Here is a 306-nt window from a genome sequence, read left to right as displayed (position 1 = left end):
GCGATGCCCGGGGACGTGCACCGCATCACCGTGCTGCTCGCCCTGCCCGTCGGCACCGGCGGGCCCACCCGCTTCGGCGCGGTGGCGGCCCCGTTCGTCGCGGTCACCGCACTGGACGGCACCGAGGAGGCCAGCTACACCATCACCGACCTCGACACGGAGTCGGCGGTCGTCGCCGTGGAGCTGTACCGCAGGCAGGGCGCCTGGAAGGTGCGCGCCATCGGCCAGGGCTACGCCGACGGCCTCGCCGCCCTCCTCGCCGACCAGGGCGTGAACGAGGCCCCCGCGCTGGCGGGCGCCATCCAC

The 306-nt window shown here is 75.8% G+C and carries 1 protein-coding gene; it reads left to right on the top strand.

Annotated features, from left to right (window positions below):
* Positions 1–306: TerD family protein (locus tag G3I40_RS15375; protein WP_164302725.1), on the top strand; the 306-nt coding region annotated here is incomplete at both ends.

This window comes from Streptomyces sp. SID14478 (genome assembly GCF_010548525.1).
In the GTDB taxonomy this organism is placed as follows: Bacteria; Actinomycetota; Actinomycetes; order Streptomycetales; family Streptomycetaceae; genus Streptomyces.
Note: the sequence above shows the minus strand (reverse complement) of the source record. Positions and strands in the feature narration are given on the sequence as shown.